Raw genomic sequence first — 18,637 nt, forward strand, 5'->3', positions numbered from 1 at the left:
TATCAAGTAGTTAAAGTCGAGATATAAAAAAAGCGGATAAAATATTTTATCCGCTTTTTTTATGTCTACCAACTATCTTATTTTAAAGTAGGCACTACTTTTTTAAGAGCAGCAATGGTAAAATCTAAATCTTCATAGGTTAAAGCATCATTTAAAAAGTAGCTTTCAAATGAACTTGGTGGCAGATAAACACCCTCCTTTAACATACCATGAAAGTACTTTTTAAAAGTATCATTATTAGCCGCAGCAGACGTTTCAAAATCTACCACCGGTTCTTTAGCAAAAAACACAGAAAGCATAGAGCCAAATCTGCTAATAGTGTATTCTATACCAGAATCTTTTAAAACACTATCTAACCCCTTATGTAAATATGCTGTTTTCTTTTCAAGACTTGTAAATACTTCTGGGTTATTATTCAACTCCGTTAACATAGCTAAACCAGCAGCCATTGCTAAAGGGTTTCCACTTAAAGTTCCTGCTTGATAAACAGGCCCTTCAGGAGCTAAAAATTTCATAATTTCCTCTCTGGCTGCAAAAGCACCTACTGGTAATCCACCTCCAATTACTTTACCAAAGGTTACAATATCAGCAGCAACACCAAACACTTCTTGTGCACCACCTTTTGCCAATCTAAAACCGGTCATAACCTCATCAAATATCAACAATGTACCGTTGGCATCACATAGCGCTCTTAAACCTTCTAAAAAGCCTTCTTTTGGTAACACACAACCCATATTACCAGCCACTGGCTCTAATATAATAGCCGCTACCTCACCCTTATTTGCTTCAAACAAAGTTTTTACAGCATCTAAATTATTATAAGGAGCTAAAAGTGTATCCTTAGCAGTTCCTTGCGTTACCCCAGGACTATTAGGACTACCAAAAGTTACAGCGCCACTACCTGCCTGAATAAGAAAGGCATCTGAATGCCCATGGTAACAACCAGAAAATTTAATTATTTTTTCTTTACCCGTATATCCTCTTGCAAGTCGTACTGCACTCATACAAGCTTCTGTACCACTATTTACAAAACGTATTTTATCAATATTAGGCACCATAGAAACAGCCAATTCAGCAATTTTAGTTTCTATTTCTGTTGGCATACCAAACGAGGTTCCTTTTTTGGCCTTTTCAATAACGGCATTTGTTACAGGATCATAGGCATGACCTAAAATCATGGGACCCCATGATGCAATATAATCTATTAATCTGTTGCCATCTTCATCGTACAAATACGCACCTTTTGCTTCCTTTACAAAAATGGGAGTTCCGCCAACCGCTTTAAAAGCTCTTACAGGAGAGTTTACCCCACCTGGTATTACTTTACTTGCTTCTGCAAACAACTCACTACTTCGTTTATATAGCATTACTTATCTATTTTTAATTTTTGTCCTATATTAATATTTGTTCCTCGCATATTATTAGCCTTCTGAATAGACTCTACAGACACCCCATACTTTCTAGATATACTATACAGGGTATCTCCCTTTTCTACCACATGAATAGTTTCACCAGCATCTGCCACTACAGTTTCTACAACTAACTCATAAGTATCCTTAAGTACTAATTTATCATATTCATAAAGTTCGTAACGCTCTATAATACTAATTAACTTATTAGGATATTTAGGATCAGTAGCATAACCCGCTTTCTTTAGTCCACGTGCCCAACCCTTATAATCTGAAGGTTTTAGGTCGAACAAAAAGCCATAACGACCTCTAGAAGTTAAAAATTTAGAATGATCTTCAAATGACTCACTAGGGTACTTATACTTTCTAAAGCATTCCCCTTTTTCATCATCGTCATGCGTTACACTAGGACCCGTCCAACCTGTATGACATTTAATTCCAAAATGATTATTCGCCTTTAAGGTCAGCTCTCCTTTACCAGAACCACTTTCTAGTATAGCCTGAGCGAGTGTTATACTTGCCGGAATTTTATAGCGCTGCATTTCAACCATAGCTATATCCTTGTACACATTTATGTATTCTTCTACAGTATTGGTTTTCACTACAACTGTTGACGTAGCTGTAAGAATTTCTTCCTGCTCTTTTACTTCTGGAGCCGTAACTACTTGTTCCGTAGTTTTAGTAGGTTTATGATAGTATTTTTTCTTTTTTGCACTTGCTTTCTTTTTCCCTCCACAAGCCGCTAATGCTACAACCAAAAAAGTATAAAATAGTATTTTCTTAAATGTCATAATAATTAATAATGGTTCTGTTCTGTTTTTGCAATTTTTGGTTCATTCCTTTAATTCCCTGTAAGCCTCCGGTATGAATAATCAAAATACGAGAATGCTCTTTAAAATACCCCTTTTCAATCATATCATAAATTCCGTAAACCATCTTACCAGTATAAACGGGATCAAGAGGTATCTTAGTGTCTTTATAAAAACTATTCATAAAATTAATAAGCTCCTCAGACACTTTACCGTAACCTCCAAAATGATAATCCGTAATCAATTCCCAATTATCTTGCCGAACAAATTTACGAATATCCTCATTTAAAAAATCGCCCTTCAGTGCCGGAAACCCAAGTACCTTTTGATTTAATTTACTCGAATTAATAATACCAGAAATTGTACCTCCAGTTCCTACTGCACAACAAACATAATCAAAATTAAAATCATCCCCTTGTAAAATCTCCTCACATCCTTTCACTGCCAACTCATTAGTTCCGCCTTCAGGCAGTAAATAAAAGTTCCCATACTCCTTTTTAAGTGCTTCAATAAAACTATCCGAAGTTTTATCTCTGTAAGAAGACCTTGACACAAACTTTAACTCCATACCATTATCTACCGCAAACTTGAGCGTAGGATTATTATCAATCTGACTCTCAAGCTCTTCACCTCTAATCACGCCGATAGTAGTAAAACCATATTCTACACCGGCAGCTGCGGTAGCGGCTATATGGTTTGAAAAGGCACCTCCGAAAGTAAGTAAAGACGTATACTCTTGATTTTTAGCCTGTAAGACATTATACTTCAATTTTCTGAGCTTGTTACCAGAAATATAAATATGATTTAAGTATTCTCTTTTAACAAAAGCAGTAATACCCTTGTTAAATACCTTGTCTATAGTAGCATTTTCTTTCACTTTATCGAATATTTATGTGTTTTGTCGGTAAAATCAACAAAATCTTACTTTTCTAAAAAATTAAAAATCTTTTTATAATATTTTTGGAAGTAAACCCCTTAAAAAATCACAAAACTAACTGATTTTTTACTTTAACATCCTAACGCCCCAAAACATTATGAAAAAAAATTTTACCCCCAAATTCTTCTTTACTGCTATACTATTTTCAATATTTTCCTTGGCCACCTACAGCCAAACAACTACTACAATCTCTAACACCGGAAATGGAACTTTTACTGTGCCTTGTGGTGTTACCTCCCTTACTGTTGAAGTTTGGGGTGCAGGTGGTGCAGGTGGTGGTAGTGACAACAACAACGCTGGTGGTGGAGCCGGTGGTGGCTCTGGAGCTTACGTAAAAGGTACATACACTGTAACAGCCGGACAAACCATAACCTATTTTGTAGGAGCTGGCGGAACTGGATACAACGGAAGCGACGGAACAAATGGAGAAGATTCTACGATATCAACCTTCAGTATAACAGCAGGAGGAGGTACAGGTGGAGAGCAAAATAGATACAGTACTCCTGGAACAGGCGGTATTGCCTCAGGAGGAAATATAACCAACACTAATGGATATTCAGGCACCTCTGGTAACAATTCAACAGGGGGGGATGGGGCTAACGCACCTAACGGCGGTAACGGGGGTGATGGCCGCTCTAACAACAATGGATACAACGGAAATGCCCCAGGTGGTGCAGGTGGAGGCGGTGAAGGCTGGGGAAATAACTCTAGTAGAGGAGGTCATGGAGGTGATGGACGAATAGTATTTACCTACACAGCCCCTTTAAGTAGTTATTGCACTCCTAGTTTTGACAATGCCCGTGCTATTACTAATGTAACTTTTGCCGGAATCAACAATACAGTATCAAGTTATAATCCAAGTGAGTACCAAAGTTATTGTCAGGAGGCTTCTGTAACTACGGGTTCTGCATACGAAATTTCAGTAACCTCTAGCGCCAATAATTATAATAATTATTACATCACTGTTTATATAGACTGGAATCAAAACAACATTTTTGAAGAAAGTGAACGAAAAAATTTAGGTCATGTATGGTATAGCGGAACACGAACTGCAAATATAGCTGTACCCTCTTCAGCTTTAGCAGGAACCACCGCCATGAGAGTTATACATCATGAAGATGGCTACATAAACAATGCCTGCTCTAACAGCTATTACAGAGATGGACAGGCACAAGATTATCTTGTTAACGTAAGTACATTACCCTGTACAACTCCAACAGCACAACCAACAAACCTTTCACTTAATAGCTATGGTACAGGTGAAATTTCGGGTAACTTCTCTGCCGCATCTCCTGCTTCTGATAGCTATTTAATAATGTATAGCACCTCTAGCACTACCCCTAGTATAACAAACGGTACTACTTATAATGTTGGAAGCACCTATGGTGGTTATACTGTTGCCGCTAATAACGGCAACACATCATTTAACTTAACCAGTTTAAACATAGGTCAAACCTATTATTTTTATATATTTTCCAATAACTCTAATTGTATAGGAGGCCCATTATATAATACCTCAAATCCATTAACGGGGAATATACAATTATCAGTTTCTTATTGTACCCCCAACATAAATAATCCAGGAAACATTTATTTTGAACAGGTAAATTTTATAGGAACGCTAAATGATACCAACAATAGCTCTACTTACTCTTATTTACCTTCGGGATATCAAGATTTCACGAACCTTTCTAACCCGAGCATACAAGCTCAAGGACAGGGTGTTAATATATTTTTAGAACTTAATAATTTAGGTGCAGTATACGCTTGGGTCGACTGGAACTTAGATGGTGATTTTAACGATAGTGGAGAAAGAGTTTACTCTACTAATGGAACAGGTATTTACTCTACTACTTTTGGATTTGTTATACCTGACACAGCCAGCCCAGGAACTTACACATTGAGGCTACGATCCGGAGGCTCTTCCAGCTCTTGCGATAATGATAATACAGGTGAAGTCGAAGATTATTCATTTGTGGTTATTGAAAGTTGTAGTGCCACCATAACTAGTATTACAACCGCTATTAACTGTGGGGAAGGTTCTGCTACTCTAGGTGCTACAGGAAGTAGCGGTACAACAGAGTATAGATGGTACGATGCTTTAACAGGTGGTAATTTAGTAGGAACCACTTCCAATACAACTTGGAACTCTCCATCTATAACTGAAACAACTAGCTTCTATGTAACTGCATTTAATGGTTTCTGCGAATCTTTAGAGAGAACAGAAGTAAAAGCTACTGTAAGGCCAGTACCTTCTTTAACAACAAACCCTGAAAATCCAGTGATTTGTGGTGAAGATGCCGTTATTGAACTATCTGCTGGAGGAGAGTTAGAAGAAGTTATTTTAATAGACGAAAATTTTGAAACAGGCTCTTTAAACACATTTTCTTATCAGCAATTAGGCTCTACATCAAGTGGTGCTGTTTGGCAAGTAAGAGAGAGTCCATATATTCCGGATGAACAAGTATGGTTTCCTGCAATTTCTTCTGGTTTTAGTGGTAACCATTTTGCAATGTCTAATTCAGATCTTGGTGGAAGTACATCAGTAAACAATGCTATAGCATCGTCTAGTGTAAATACAAACGGTTTTATAAACCTAAACTTCTCTTTTGACATATATTACTCAAACTACAGTACTAGTAATTCTAGTGACTTAGTAAGAGTAGAGGTTTCTACTAACAACGGAGGTAACTGGACAACATTAGAAACCTATAACTCAGATCTTGGGGTAGGTTCTAATTTTGCAACCATGACATATGACCTTTCGTCTTATATTGGTTACAATCAATTTAGAGTTAGATTTAGGTACATTGCAGGTTGGAATGATGGTGTAGCTATAGATAATATCTTATTATACGGTAACAAGCCTCTATCTACTTCGTTTAACTGGAGTGGCGCTACTGTAGATGCCTATTTGGATGCAGCATGTACCATACCATATATTGAAGGTACTGACACCTCAACCACAGTATACATTAAACCTACATTAGACCAATTAGAAACAGAGTCTTACACCTTTACTATTAGTGCTGCACTTTCTAACGGATGTATTGCTAGTAAAGATGTTACGGTAACTAACCGTACCAAAATATGGCAAGGTTTAACAGAAGAGTGGGCAGACCCAAACAACTGGCACCCTTATGGTGTTCCGTCTGACATAAACTGTGTTATTATTAAAGATGACCCATTTAACTCATACATTCCTGATGGTTTTTCGGGAGATGCACTTAACTTTAAGGTAAAGAATGGTGGAGAATTTGTTATTGAAAGCGGAGGCTCTCTAACCGTTCAAGACGAAATTATTGTAGAAGATAATGGTAATTTCTTAATTGAAGACAATGCCAGTCTAATACAAGTATCAGATGTTGCTAACACAGGTATTATTACCCAACAGAGAAAGGTAAACATTAGCAAATATGACTATGTTTATTGGTCTACCCCTGTAGCTAATTTTGATTTAAATGACCTTTCTCCAGACACACCAGGTTCACTAATGTGGAAATGGTTACCATCGGTAGGAAACAATTTTGGTAACTGGATTAATACCACCGAAAACATGGTTAACGGAAAAGGATACAGTGTAAGAGCGCCTATGAATTACCCTATTAATACAGATATCGAATTTCAAGTAGATTTTGTTGGGGTACCAAATAACGGAACTATTACTACCACAATAGAAAGAGGTAATTATGTTGGGTTAAGCTATCTTAATATTTTAAACGGAATATTGGTTACCACCTATGATGACAACTGGAACTTAATTGGTAACCCATACCCTTCTGCCATTAGCACTAGTGCATTTTTAGCTGCTAATACGAATATCGAAGGTGCAGTACATTTATGGACACATGGTAACGATCCAAATACCAATACAGGAAATCCTTTCTATGACAACTTTAACTCTAACTATACCATAAACGATTATTTAACCTTTAACGGTACTGGAGTTATTAGTGGCTTACTTGGTTTTAATGGTTACATTGCTGCTGGTCAAGGATTTTTTGTAAAAATGGACGATGGTTTAGCAGCCACGCAAAACGTTGTATTCACCAACGATATGCGTAGTGCAACGTATGCTAATAACGAATTTTTTAAAGAAAATAACGCTGAGAACAGTAAGAACTTCAATGCTACCAACCCATTACCAGAAGGACGTTTTTGGTTAGATTTATATGCTGAATCCAATCAATTTACTAATAGAATTCTTATTGGATATGTAAATGGAGCAACCGATGCAAAGGATAGAATTTATGATGCTTATGCAGATGAAAACTCAGATCAAAACTTCTATTCCATTATCAATAGCGAGAACATATTAATTCAAGGTAAAGCTTTACCTTTCTTAGATACCGATATGGTTCCGCTAGGTGTAAAAGTTCCTGGAGCAGGCAATTATACCATTGCTATACATGAAGTAGACGGCCTTTTTGCTGACGGCACGCAAACGAGCATATATGTAGAAGATACTTACCTAAACATTACACATGATTTATATGTATCTCCGTATACGTTTACTGCTAACCAAGCAGCACGTTTTGATGATCGTTTTATTATAAAATATTCAAGCCTACCTTTACAAACCGATACTTTTATAGATGCTAACAGCATTAAAGTAGTTACTGCTAACAACCAAATAAAAGTAGTTTCTAGTGAGCAGCCTATTAAACTGGTAACGGTTTATGATTTAAATGGTAGAAAAGTATTAACAGTAGACGGAGCTAACAATTTAACTTGCGCGTTCAACTTAAAGAAAAACTTTGCTTCCTTAGTACTTCAAATAGAAACTACAGAAGGCGGTAGTGTTACTAAGAAAGTAATTCATTAATACTATCTTTAAACTATATGTAAAAAGAAGCACTTGTTCAGTGCTTCTTTTTTTATACCCAAAAACCAACAGCTGCATAAAATCTAAACTGCTATCTTTGTAGTTTAACCATTGCCTTATGAAAAAACGAATTCCTATTGAAGAAGGTGATTATTACCTAACACCTGAAGGATACCGATGCTTTACCGAGCAATACCACCTAAAAAGAGGGTATTGTTGCCAAAGTGGTTGTAGACATTGCCCTTATGGTTTTGACAAGAAAACCGGAAGCATTACCAAAAAGTAGTAAGCATATAAAGTTATATCAATGACATTTAAAGAACATATTTTACAAGGAATTCCCGATACACTACCTACCTCTAAACCTTACGATACTGATATAAACCATGCCCCGAAAAGAAAAGATATTTTAACGGCGGATGAAAAAAAGCTAGCATTAAAAAATGCCCTGCGTTACTTTAAACCAGAACATCATAGTACATTAATACCAGAGTTTAAAGAAGAACTTGAAACCTATGGTAGAATTTACATGTATAGGCTACGCCCAGACTATAAAATGTATGCACGCCCAATAGAAGAATACCCAGGTAAATCTAGTCAGGCAAAAGCTATTATGCTAATGATTCAAAATAATTTGGACTATGCAGTAGCGCAACACCCGCACGAGCTAATTACCTATGGTGGTAACGGAGCTGTTTTTCAAAACTGGGCTCAGTATTTGCTTACCATGCAATATTTGGCCGAAATGACCGACACACAAACCTTGGTTATGTACTCTGGTCACCCAATGGGGTTATTCCCTTCTCATAAAGATGCCCCTAGAGTGGTGGTTACCAACGGTATGATGATTCCTAATTACTCAAAACCTGATGATTGGGAAAAATTCAATGCCTTAGGAGTTACCCAATACGGACAAATGACTGCAGGTAGTTACATGTATATTGGTCCTCAAGGTATTGTACACGGAACAACCATTACCGTTTTAAACGGATTTAGAAAAATAAAAACTTCGCCAAGCGGGCACTTATTTGTTACCTCTGGCTTAGGCGGAATGAGTGGTGCACAACCAAAAGCTGGAACTATTGCAGGGTGCATTACTGTTTGTGCAGAAGTAAACCCTAAAATAACCAAAATACGCCATGAACAAGGATGGATTCATGAGGTTCATGAAGACATCAATGCATTAGTTAACCGTGTTAAAACCGCTCAAGATGCTAAAGAAGTAGTTTCGTTAGCGTATCTAGGAAATGTAGTAGATGTTTGGGAACGTTTTGATGAAGAAAATCTACATATTGATTTAGGCTCCGATCAAACATCTTTACACAATCCGTGGGCAGGAGGTTATTACCCAGTTGGACTTTCATACGAAGACGCTAATGATATGATGGCAAACAACCCTACCCTTTTTAAAGAAAAGGTACAGGAGTCGTTGCGTAGACATGCAAGCGCCATTAATAAACATACCGCAAAAGGCACTTATTTCTTTGATTACGGAAATGCATTTTTACTAGAAGCTTCTAGAGCAGGTGCAGATGTGATGGCAGAAAATGGTATTGACTTTAAATACCCAAGCTACGTACAAGACATTATGGGACCTATGTGTTTTGATTATGGTTTTGGTCCGTTCCGTTGGGTATGCACCTCTGGTAAACCAGAAGACCTTGCAAAAACAGATGCTATTGCCTGTAAGATATTGGAAGAAATAAAAGTAAATTCTCCTGCGGAAATCCAACAACAAATGGAAGACAACATTCAATGGATTAAAGGAGCACAAGAGAACAAACTGGTAGTAGGCTCACAAGCCCGTATTTTATATGCCGATGCTGAAGGACGTATGAAAATAGCCAAAGCTTTTAACAATGCTATTGCTAATAATGAAATTGGTTACGTTGTTCTTGGTAGAGACCATCATGATGTTTCGGGTACCGATTCTCCATACAGAGAAACCTCTAATATTTATGACGGCTCTAGATTTACAGCTGACATGGCCATACAAAACGTAATTGGCGATAGTTTTAGAGGTGCCACTTGGGTATCTATCCACAATGGAGGAGGCGTAGGCTGGGGAGAAGTTATAAACGGCGGCTTTGGTATGGTACTAGATGGTTCGGAAGATGCTGAGCGCAGATTACAATCTATGCTATTCTGGGATGTAAATAATGGAATTAGTAGAAGAAGTTGGGCTAGAAATGAAGGCGCTATCTTTGCTGCAAAAAGAGCTATGCAAACAGAGCCACAACTTAAAATAACACTACCCAATTTGGTAGATGACAAACTATTATAACAACAGAAAGGCAGGTATACACCTGCCTTTTCTTTGATGCTATTTTAAAAAAGATTAATTCATTTCCTCTTTAATTTTTATCTCTCCATCTTCCTCTTTAATTTTCACCTCTTTTTCGTCGGTTTCCATTTTAATTTTTTCCTCATCGCCGTCTTTTTTTCTTTTAATGTCCGCATCATTATCTTTCATTTCTTCAATAATCTCTTTTTTCTTTTGCTCTTGAGAAGTTTCACAAGACTGAAAACTTAAGGTTAAACCACCAAAAGCAATCAACATTAAAAATATCTTTTTCATAGCGTTTTTATTTTCTGATTCAGAACTAATATACTCTACCAAAACAGCATTCATAAACACGTTAATATAATTTAACGCTCAAAACAGCGTTTTTTCTAAAACATTAACAAATATTTTACCTTAGGCATAATATTTGTGATGTAACTTTATATAATAAATCACTGATTAGTAACTCATAAAAGCAATATATATGAAGCTGGTTAAATCACTTTTAATTATAGCATTGGTAGCCCTTACAGCTACTTCTTGCTCTAGCGTTCGGGTGGTATCTGATTATGACAAAGAAGCGAACTTTACAACGTACAAGACTTTTGCTTTTTACAAACCCGGAATTGACAAGGCAGAAATATCAGACCTTGATAAGAAACGAATATTAAGAGCTATTGAAGCAGAACTGATAGCTAAAGGCTTTACAAAATCTGAAAACCCAAGTTTACTGGTAAACATTTTCACCAAAGAACAAAAACAAGTAGACGTATATAACAACTATGGTTATTATGGCTGGGGATGGAACCCTTGGTACTGGGGCGGTAGCTACAGCAATGTGAGCACAAGTACAGAAGGGAGTCTTTTTATAGACCTTATAGATGCTAGTACTAAAGAACTCGTGTGGCAAGGTAAAGGTACAGGCTACCTAACTGATAATGTAGATAAAAAAGACGAACGCATTGGTACCTTTGTAAATGAGATACTATCTCAGTACCCTCCAGAACAAAAAAAATAAGCATACGCGATAATCACTATTATATACTTTGTGGACTAGCCATGAAGATAGTAAAAGCGCCTACTAAACAAATAGTAGGCGTTTTTAAGTAAGGCAGCACTGTAACTTTTGATACTTTCTATATGAGAGCTATTTAGTTTATTTGCTAAAAAAACAAAACAATGGGACTATTAGATAAATTTTTCGGAGGCGGCAAAAATGAAAAAATTCAAGACTTTGTAGAACGTGGGGCTATTATTGTAGATGTACGTACCCCTGGAGAATATAATGGCGGTGCCATACCAGGTTCTAAAAACATACCACTACAATCGTTATCTGGTAAGGTAGCAACTATTAAAAAATGGGATAAACCTGTTATTACCTGTTGTGCTAGTGGTATGCGCAGCGCCAGTGCTGCTACCGTATTAAAAAGTAATGGCATAGAAGTAATAAATGGTGGAGGTTATATGAGTCTTTACAACAAATTACAATAAGTATACATCTGAACAGTTTTCATAAAAACGGCTCCAATTATGGAGCCGTTTTCATTATAAATATTTTTCTTACCACCTATCTCATAACAGCTGATTCATACTACGCTCCAGCTCTTTATAATCTATTTCTTCATAACCTTCCGGTATTTTATTAGAAAACTCTTCATCAGCTACTGCTCCTAACTCTAAACTGGTAGCAACATACTCTACCTCTCTACCACCCATATGTATGTTCATACTTAAAATCAACCCATCAAAATTGCCATCTCCTATCGCTAAATCAAAAACCCCGGGGCAATTAACCGCCTCAATATCTTCGGCAACATACACTTCCAAAATAACACCCATTTTAAAATAGATGGCGTGCTTTTTACATGGATGACCCAATATTGCTTTTTCTTCTCCTTCAATGATCTTTTTATCTTTTACCTCTAGTAGTCTTTTAGCTGTATATTCATTATAAAAATCAACGTCTAAAATGCTCCCTAAATGCAAACTATCCTTATCAAACAATACAGTTCCTGTTTTGGCTTTTGTATCAAAAATACCCGTCACTCGTCTATGAGATAAATATTTAGAATCCATCACTGATTTAACCATCTTATTATTAAATAAAATTGTTAACTCACCCATTTTTAAGACATCCTCTCCATATTTAGTAGAAACATCATACGTTACCGTTCCCTCCGCTTTTGTTAACGATTGCGAAAAAACCTTACCACTAATCAATAAAATGATTAGAACCAACACTCTTGAATACTTAGTCATATATTTAAAATTTCATAAACGGATATTCCTTTTGTAATACTGCTACCCTAGCATGTAATTTTTGAAGAAACTTTTGATGCGCCTCTGAGGTAGGGTTAAAGGGTTTATGCGCTAATCCTTTTTGAACAGTTTCCACCTCTTCCATCACCTTCTTACCCTCTTCTGCAACCCAAGTGGCTACAAAACGTTCCCAAATATAGGAAACCGCCAAACTGTTAGGATGCACCATATCTTCCTTATAAAAACGATAGTCTCTCAATTCATCCATCATAATTTCATAGGAAGGAAAATAATAAATATGCTTTCTAATATTTACTACTTCCTGCAACCCGGCAATTAAATGGGCTTTACTACGCATATTTTCCACAAACCCATCTTTTAAATGTCTCACAGGAGAAACTGTTGTAAGAACACGTATTTCAGGGTTTATACTCCTTATTAAGGCAACAATAGCCTGTACACTTCCCATTACCTCATCCACCGTTAGAAGTTCCTTTAAAAAGCGTTTTTGAGGCACTTTATGGCAATTAGCCACCAAGCTATCTGTTTCAATAAATCTGTACACCCAAGCCGTTCCTAAAGTAAGTACAAAATAAGAACTCGTTTCCAAACCTGTTTTAAGTACGTCAAGTGCAGCATTCAAATTAGTTAAACATTGCTCTTTGTCAGAATTACTTAATTGCGAATGTACTTCATAACAATGCCATTGCTCATTAAAATAAAACAAGTCCTCTTCGGTAAAATAATCAACATTTACAGCACGTTCAATCAACTTCGCTATAGCTGCTGGTTGAAAAATAACCCCAAAAGGATTTACAGCATTAGGTAATTTATAATAACTAAACTTCTCAGCTATATGGGTAACAAAGCAAGACCCCATTAACAAAAACGAATCGTTATAAGTTATTGGGTGTACTACTTTTTCTAAAGGTACATTAGTTTGTAATTTCATCATACTACAAAAAAAGCCTGAATAGCAGTATGCTATTCAGGCTTAAAAGTTACGTAATTTATAATTACTGAATATATGTTTTTACCTGTTCTAAAGCCTCTGGTATACCCGCTGGGTTTTTACCACCTGCAGTAGCAAAAAACGGCTGTCCGCCTCCGCCACCTTGAATATATTTTCCTAGCTCTCTAACAATGGTTCCTGCATTTAATCCTTTTTCCTTAGCCAAAGTCTTATCAATAAAGCACGTTAAAACAGCTTTACCACCTTGGTCTGTAGCAAACAAAGCAAATAAGTTATCAACTTCGTTTCCTAAGTTAAACGCCATATCTTTAATAGCTCCGGCATCTAAGTCTACTTTAACCGCTAAGAAATTAACACCATTTACATCGGTTACTTGTTGTTTCAACTCATTTTTAAGTCCGCTAGCTTTATCTTTAAGCAATTGCTCTACTTGTTTCTTAAGTACGGCATTCTCATCTTGTAAAGTAGCGATAGCTTTCACAGGGTCTTTCGCATTTTTCAATACTGCTTTTACCTGCTGAAATGCATTTGCCTGTTCTGCAAAATAATCTTTAGCCGCATCAGAGGTAATTGCCTCAATACGTCTTACCCCAGCAGCCACAGCACTTTCTCCTGTTATAATAAAATGCCAGATATCCCCAGTATTTTTCACATGAGTACCACCGCAAAGTTCTACACTTTCACCAAACTTAATAACACGTACGGTATCGCCGTATTTTTCACCAAACAAACCAATAGCACCTTCTTCTACCGCTAGCGTATACGGCACATTTCTGCGCTCTTCTAAAGGTATTTGTTCTCTAATACGTGCATTTACAAAAGACTGAACTTCTCTTAACTCTTCTTCTGACACCTTACTAAAGTGTGAAAAGTCAAAACGTAAATACCCGCTACGTACCATAGAACCTTTTTGCTCTACGTGCGTACCTAATACATGGCGTAAACCTTGGTGTAGTAAGTGTGTTGCCGTATGGTTACTACTAGTTCTTGCGCGTTGTTTTTCGTCTACCGTAGCGGTAAACTTAGCCTTAATATCGCGCGGTAATGTTTTTGTATAGTGAATAATTAAATTATTCTCTTTTTTGGTATCAACTATATAAGTTATCTCTCCATTAGTACATTCTAGGTATCCTTTATCCCCTACTTGCCCTCCGCTTTCTGCGTAAAACGGAGTAAGGTTAAATACTAATTGATACATTTCACCATCTTTTTGGCTTTCTACCTTTCTGTACTTGGTAATTTTAACTCTGGTAGATAAATTATCATATCCTATAAATTCCTCTTCATTGTCATCTATAAGAATTTGCCAATCTCCAGTATCTACTTTTGTTGCTGCTCTAGAACGTTCTTTCTGCTTTAGTAATTCCTCATCAAACTTTTTCTCATCTAATGTATAACCACGCTCACGAAGTATCAATGCGGTAAGATCAATAGGAAAACCATAAGTATCGTATAATTCAAAAGCTTTACTACCAGAAACTTCTTTACCTTGGGTATTACCAATAATACTTTCTAGCAACAACAATCCTTGCTCTAAAGTTCTTAAGAAAGATTGCTCTTCTTCTTTAATTACGTTTACCACTAAGTTCTTCTGCGCTGCTAATTCTGGGAAAGCAGTTTTCATTTGGCTACTTAGGGTATGCACCAATTTAAAAATAAAAGGTTCATTTTGGTTTAAGAAAGAGAACCCGTAACGGATAGCTCTACGTAAAATTCTTCTTATTACGTATCCTGCACCAGTATTACTAGGCAATTGCCCATCTGCAATAGCAAAAGCTACCGCTCTAATATGGTCGGCAATTACACGCATAGCAATATCGGTTTGCTCTGTTTTCCCGTAATCTTGTTTTGTTACAAGTTCAATTTCTTGTAACAAAGGGGTAAACACATCAGTATCGTAATTACTTTGTTTGCCTTGTAATACCATACAAAGACGCTCAAAGCCCATACCTGTATCTACGTGTTGCGCTGGTAATTCTTCTAAATCTCCATTGGCTTTACGGTTGAATTGCATAAATACCAAGTTCCAGATTTCCACTACCTGCGGATGATCGTTATTTATTAAATCTGCTCCTGGAATTTTTGCCTTTTCTTCTGCCGAACGTATGTCAACATGAATTTCTGAGCAAGGTCCGCAAGGACCTTGTTCTCCCATTTCCCAGAAGTTATCTTTTTTATTTCCTAAAAGAATACGGTCTTCTGCAATATGTTTCTTCCAGAAGTTATATGCCTCCATATCTTTCCCAATACCATCTTGCTCATCGCCTTCGTATATGGTAACATATAAAATATCCTTGTCTATTTTAAATACTTCTGTAAGTAATTCCCAAGCCCAATCAATGGCCTCTTCTTTAAAATAATCTCCAAAGCTCCAGTTTCCTAACATCTCAAACATGGTATGGTGGTAGGTATCCATCCCTACCTCTTCCAAATCGTTATGTTTTCCGGAAACTCTTAAGCATTTCTGAGTATCTGTAACACGTGTACTTTTAGGCACACCATTACCTAAGAAATATTCTTTAAACTGGTTCATTCCGGCATTGGTAAACATTAACGTAGGATCGTTCTTAATTACCATTGGAGCCGATGGAACTATACTGTGATTTTTACTTTTGAAAAATTCTAAAAATGTGTTTCTGATTTCTTGAGAAGTCATATAAAATTAAATTCTATACCGATTTAAAATTGCGCTGCCAAGATACAATTTTTATATTTGCTAATTACACACTATAATAAACTATTATTTAGTGCGTTTGCAAAGCAAAAATAGTATATTTTAACTATGGCTAAAGTAAAATATTATTACGATCCAGATTCACTATCATACAGAAAGATAGAAACAAAAAAAGGGAAGAAAATTAGAAATCTTGCCCTGTTTTTTACCGCAGCAGCTATTGCAGGTGCTATGGGCGCTATCATATTACTGAACTTAAACATTATAAACACCCCTAAAGAACTGGCTTTAGAACGTGAAAACAAGCAACTTAAACTTAACTTTCAGCTGTTAAACAAAGACATGTCTCAGCTAGAAGAGGTGGTAAGTTACTTAGAAGATAAAGACAATAACATTTACCGTGTTTATTTTGAAGCAGATCCCATACCAGACAACCAACGTACCGCTGGGTTTGGTGGTGTCAATCGGTATAGCAATCTTGAAGGGTATGACAACTCTGAAATGATTATTGAGGCGAGAACGCGCATGGACATTTTAAAGAAACGTATTTCCATTCAATCAAAATCTTTAGATGAAATTGTTCACCTTGCAGAAGACAAAGAAGAATTTTTAGAAAAAATACCTGCTATACAACCTGTACGTAATGAAGACTTAAAGCGTATGGCATCTGGTTACGGATGGCGATCTGACCCTTTTACCAAAGCTAGAAAATTTCACTACGGCATGGACTTTTCTGCTAAAACAGGAACTCCTATTTATGCTACTGGAGACGGCGTTGTTGCCAGAGCAGATAACAGAGCTACAGGTTTTGGTAACCACATTAGAATAGACCATGGTTATGGCTATTTAAGCATTTACGCTCACTTGAGTAAATACAATGTAAGAAAAGGGCAAAAAGTAAAACGTGGTGATATTATTGGCTATGTTGGTAATACAGGACGATCTCGTGGACCTCACTTACACTATGAAGTTTGGAAAGACGATGAGCGTATTAACCCTATGAACTTTTACTATGGTAGCTTAACCGAAGAAGAGTTTGATGCGATGTTAAAAGCTTCTTCTTTAGAAAACCAATCACTGGATTAACGGTATGCACATAGACCTACCAGACAAATTGTATTATAACATTGGCGAAGTAGCCGATGCCTTTCAGGTAAACACCTCCTTAATTCGTTTTTGGGAGAAAGAGTTTGATGTGCTTAAACCTAAGAAGAATGCCAAGGGTAACCGAAAGTTTACCCGAGAAGACATCAAAAATCTTCAGCTTATTTACCACTTGGTAAAAGAGCGTGGCTTTACTTTAGAAGGTGCTAAAACTCACTTGAAAGAAGAAAAGGCAAAGACCCTTAATAATTTTGAAATTATTAGAAAACTAGAAAATATTAAAGCTGAACTAATTAAAATTAAAAATCAATTATAAAAATAAAAGCATGAAAAAGACAATCATTATTATAGTTGCCATTGTTGCCGTTGTATTAATAGGTGTATTTTGGTCGTTTAGCATTCAGAACAATGCTGTTGTAAAAGACGAAAATGTTACTGAAGCTTGGGCTAATGTAGAAACCTCTTACCAACGTAGAAACGACCTTATAGGCAACCTTGTAAAAACTGTACAAGGAGCAGCAGACTTTGAAAGAAAAACATTAACCGATGTTATTGAGGCAAGAGCAAAAGCTACCTCTGTAAATATTGACGCTTCTAATATTACACCAGAAAGCATTCAACAGTTTCAACAAGCGCAATCAGGTGTTAGCTCGGCATTATCTAGATTATTAGTAAGTGTAGAGCGTTACCCTGAGCTTAAGGCTAACCAAAACTTTTTAAAGTTACAAGACGAGCTTACCAGTACAGAAAATACTATTATGACTGCAAGAACACGTTACAATGCGGCTGTGAAAGACTTTAATATATACATTCAAAAAATGCCTAATAAGTTTTTCCTTTCTGGTTACGAGAAAAAGCCTAGTTACAAAGCTGACGAAGGAGCTGACAAAGCAAAAGAAGTTGAATTTAACTTTTAAGCAGTATGGCAACCCAACAAAGTTTTTTAACAGCTGAGGAAGAAAAAGAGGTGATTGATGCTATTAAAGAAGCTGAATTAAACACCTCTGGAGAAATTAGAGTACATATTGAAAAAGGAACTGACACCCCTTTAGAAGAACGTGCAAAAGAGGTTTTTGAGCTTTTAGAAATGCACAAAACCCAACTTAAAAATGGTGTTTTAGTGTACATTGCCATAGAAAAGCACAGCTTTTACATTTGTGGAGACGAAGGCATTAATACCCTTGTAGCTGATAATTTTTGGGATAGCACCAAAGAAATTATGCTACAAAACTTTAAACAAGGTTTATTTAAAGAAGGTATTGTTGCCGGAATTTTAAAAGCAGGTGAGCAGCTAAAAGTTCATTTCCCATACCAGGATGACGACATTAATGAATTACCCGATGAAATTTCTAAACTATAACAG

Annotated in this window: 16 protein-coding genes; 9 read left to right on the plus strand and 7 right to left on the minus strand. The window is 36.5% G+C overall.

Going from position 1 to position 18,637, the window contains the following annotated elements; all coding sequences use genetic code 11:
- Nucleotides 1–77: 77 nt before the first annotated feature.
- From hemL to Y10_RS00165, 3 genes are read right to left on the minus strand one after another with little or no spacing between them, the layout of a single operon-like run.
- Nucleotides 78–1,367: a glutamate-1-semialdehyde 2,1-aminomutase gene (hemL, locus tag Y10_RS00155; RefSeq protein WP_281763330.1), complete on the minus strand. Its 1,290-nt coding sequence runs from the start codon at nucleotides 1,365–1,367 to the stop codon at nucleotides 78–80.
- Entirely contained in the window at nucleotides 1,367–2,200 is an 834-nt protein-coding gene (locus Y10_RS00160; protein ID WP_281763331.1) for a glucosaminidase domain-containing protein, read from the minus strand. Before Y10_RS00160 ends, hemL begins: the two co-directional genes overlap by 1 nt.
- Nucleotides 2,190–3,095 carry a 1-aminocyclopropane-1-carboxylate deaminase/D-cysteine desulfhydrase gene (locus tag Y10_RS00165; RefSeq protein WP_281763332.1) on the minus strand — a complete coding sequence of 302 codons (906 nt, stop codon included), beginning with the start codon at nucleotides 3,093–3,095 and terminating at the stop codon, nucleotides 2,190–2,192. Before Y10_RS00165 ends, Y10_RS00160 begins: the two co-directional genes overlap by 11 nt.
- A gap of 157 nt (nucleotides 3,096–3,252) precedes the next feature.
- On the opposite strand from Y10_RS00165, the gene Y10_RS00170 reads away from it, so the two are divergent.
- The 3 genes from Y10_RS00170 to Y10_RS00180 all read left to right on the plus strand — a co-directional run bounded on the left by Y10_RS00170 (nucleotide 3,253) and on the right by Y10_RS00180 (nucleotide 10,264).
- A complete protein-coding gene (locus Y10_RS00170) occupies nucleotides 3,253–7,980 on the plus strand; it encodes a GEVED domain-containing protein (protein WP_281763333.1) in 4,728 nt (1,575 codons plus the stop codon).
- Between the two features lie 118 nt (nucleotides 7,981–8,098).
- Nucleotides 8,099–8,266 carry a DUF5522 domain-containing protein gene (locus tag Y10_RS00175; RefSeq protein ID WP_281763334.1) on the plus strand — a complete coding sequence of 56 codons (168 nt, stop codon included), beginning with the start codon at nucleotides 8,099–8,101 and terminating at the stop codon, nucleotides 8,264–8,266.
- 21 nt (nucleotides 8,267–8,287) lie between these two features.
- Nucleotides 8,288–10,264: a urocanate hydratase gene (locus Y10_RS00180; RefSeq protein WP_281763335.1), complete on the plus strand. Its 1,977-nt coding sequence runs from the start codon at nucleotides 8,288–8,290 to the stop codon at nucleotides 10,262–10,264.
- 54 nt (nucleotides 10,265–10,318) lie between these two features.
- Here Y10_RS00180 and Y10_RS00185 read toward each other — a convergent pair whose 3' ends face one another.
- Entirely contained in the window at nucleotides 10,319–10,558 is a 240-nt protein-coding gene (locus Y10_RS00185; protein WP_281763336.1) for a hypothetical protein, read from the minus strand.
- A 190-nt stretch (nucleotides 10,559–10,748) separates the two neighbouring features.
- On the opposite strand from Y10_RS00185, the gene Y10_RS00190 reads away from it, so the two are divergent.
- Both Y10_RS00190 and Y10_RS00195 read left to right on the plus strand, forming a co-directional pair.
- Entirely contained in the window at nucleotides 10,749–11,282 is a 534-nt protein-coding gene (locus tag Y10_RS00190; protein WP_281763337.1) for a DUF4136 domain-containing protein, read from the plus strand.
- A 161-nt stretch (nucleotides 11,283–11,443) separates the two neighbouring features.
- Nucleotides 11,444–11,755, plus strand: coding sequence for a rhodanese-like domain-containing protein (locus tag Y10_RS00195; RefSeq protein WP_281763338.1), 312 nt, complete (start codon nucleotides 11,444–11,446; stop codon nucleotides 11,753–11,755).
- Nucleotides 11,756–11,836: 81 nt separating this feature from the next.
- Here the strand turns inward: Y10_RS00195 and Y10_RS00200 are convergent, their stop codons facing one another.
- From Y10_RS00200 to alaS, 3 genes are all read right to left on the minus strand, one after another.
- Nucleotides 11,837–12,523: a hypothetical protein gene (locus Y10_RS00200; RefSeq protein WP_281763339.1), complete on the minus strand. Its 687-nt coding sequence runs from the start codon at nucleotides 12,521–12,523 to the stop codon at nucleotides 11,837–11,839.
- A 4-nt stretch (nucleotides 12,524–12,527) separates the two neighbouring features.
- A complete protein-coding gene (locus Y10_RS00205) occupies nucleotides 12,528–13,478 on the minus strand; it encodes a GSCFA domain-containing protein (RefSeq protein WP_309297810.1) in 951 nt (316 codons plus the stop codon).
- Nucleotides 13,479–13,539: 61 nt separating this feature from the next.
- Nucleotides 13,540–16,152 carry an alanine--tRNA ligase gene (gene alaS / locus Y10_RS00210; RefSeq protein WP_281763340.1) on the minus strand — a complete coding sequence of 871 codons (2,613 nt, stop codon included), beginning with the start codon at nucleotides 16,150–16,152 and terminating at the stop codon, nucleotides 13,540–13,542.
- A 126-nt stretch (nucleotides 16,153–16,278) separates the two neighbouring features.
- Between alaS and Y10_RS00215 the strand changes: the two genes are divergently transcribed.
- From Y10_RS00215 to Y10_RS00230, 4 genes are read left to right on the plus strand one after another with little or no spacing between them, the layout of a single operon-like run.
- Entirely contained in the window at nucleotides 16,279–17,256 is a 978-nt protein-coding gene (locus Y10_RS00215) for a M23 family metallopeptidase (RefSeq protein WP_281763341.1), read from the plus strand.
- 4 nt (nucleotides 17,257–17,260) lie between these two features.
- Nucleotides 17,261–17,590 carry a MerR family transcriptional regulator gene (locus tag Y10_RS00220; protein WP_281763342.1) on the plus strand — a complete coding sequence of 110 codons (330 nt, stop codon included), beginning with the start codon at nucleotides 17,261–17,263 and terminating at the stop codon, nucleotides 17,588–17,590.
- A 10-nt stretch (nucleotides 17,591–17,600) separates the two neighbouring features.
- Complete coding sequence (locus Y10_RS00225) at nucleotides 17,601–18,191, plus strand: LemA family protein (RefSeq protein ID WP_281763343.1); 591 nt, start codon at nucleotides 17,601–17,603, stop codon at nucleotides 18,189–18,191.
- A 5-nt stretch (nucleotides 18,192–18,196) separates the two neighbouring features.
- The gene (locus tag Y10_RS00230; RefSeq protein ID WP_281763344.1) at nucleotides 18,197–18,634 is read left to right on the plus strand and encodes a TPM domain-containing protein; all 438 of its coding nucleotides are present in this window, start codon (nucleotides 18,197–18,199) and stop codon (nucleotides 18,632–18,634) included.
- Nucleotides 18,635–18,637: the final 3 nt, after the last annotated feature.

The sequence above is a fragment of the Neptunitalea lumnitzerae genome (genome assembly GCF_027924185.1).
Classification (GTDB): domain Bacteria; phylum Bacteroidota; class Bacteroidia; order Flavobacteriales; family Flavobacteriaceae; genus Neptunitalea; species Neptunitalea lumnitzerae.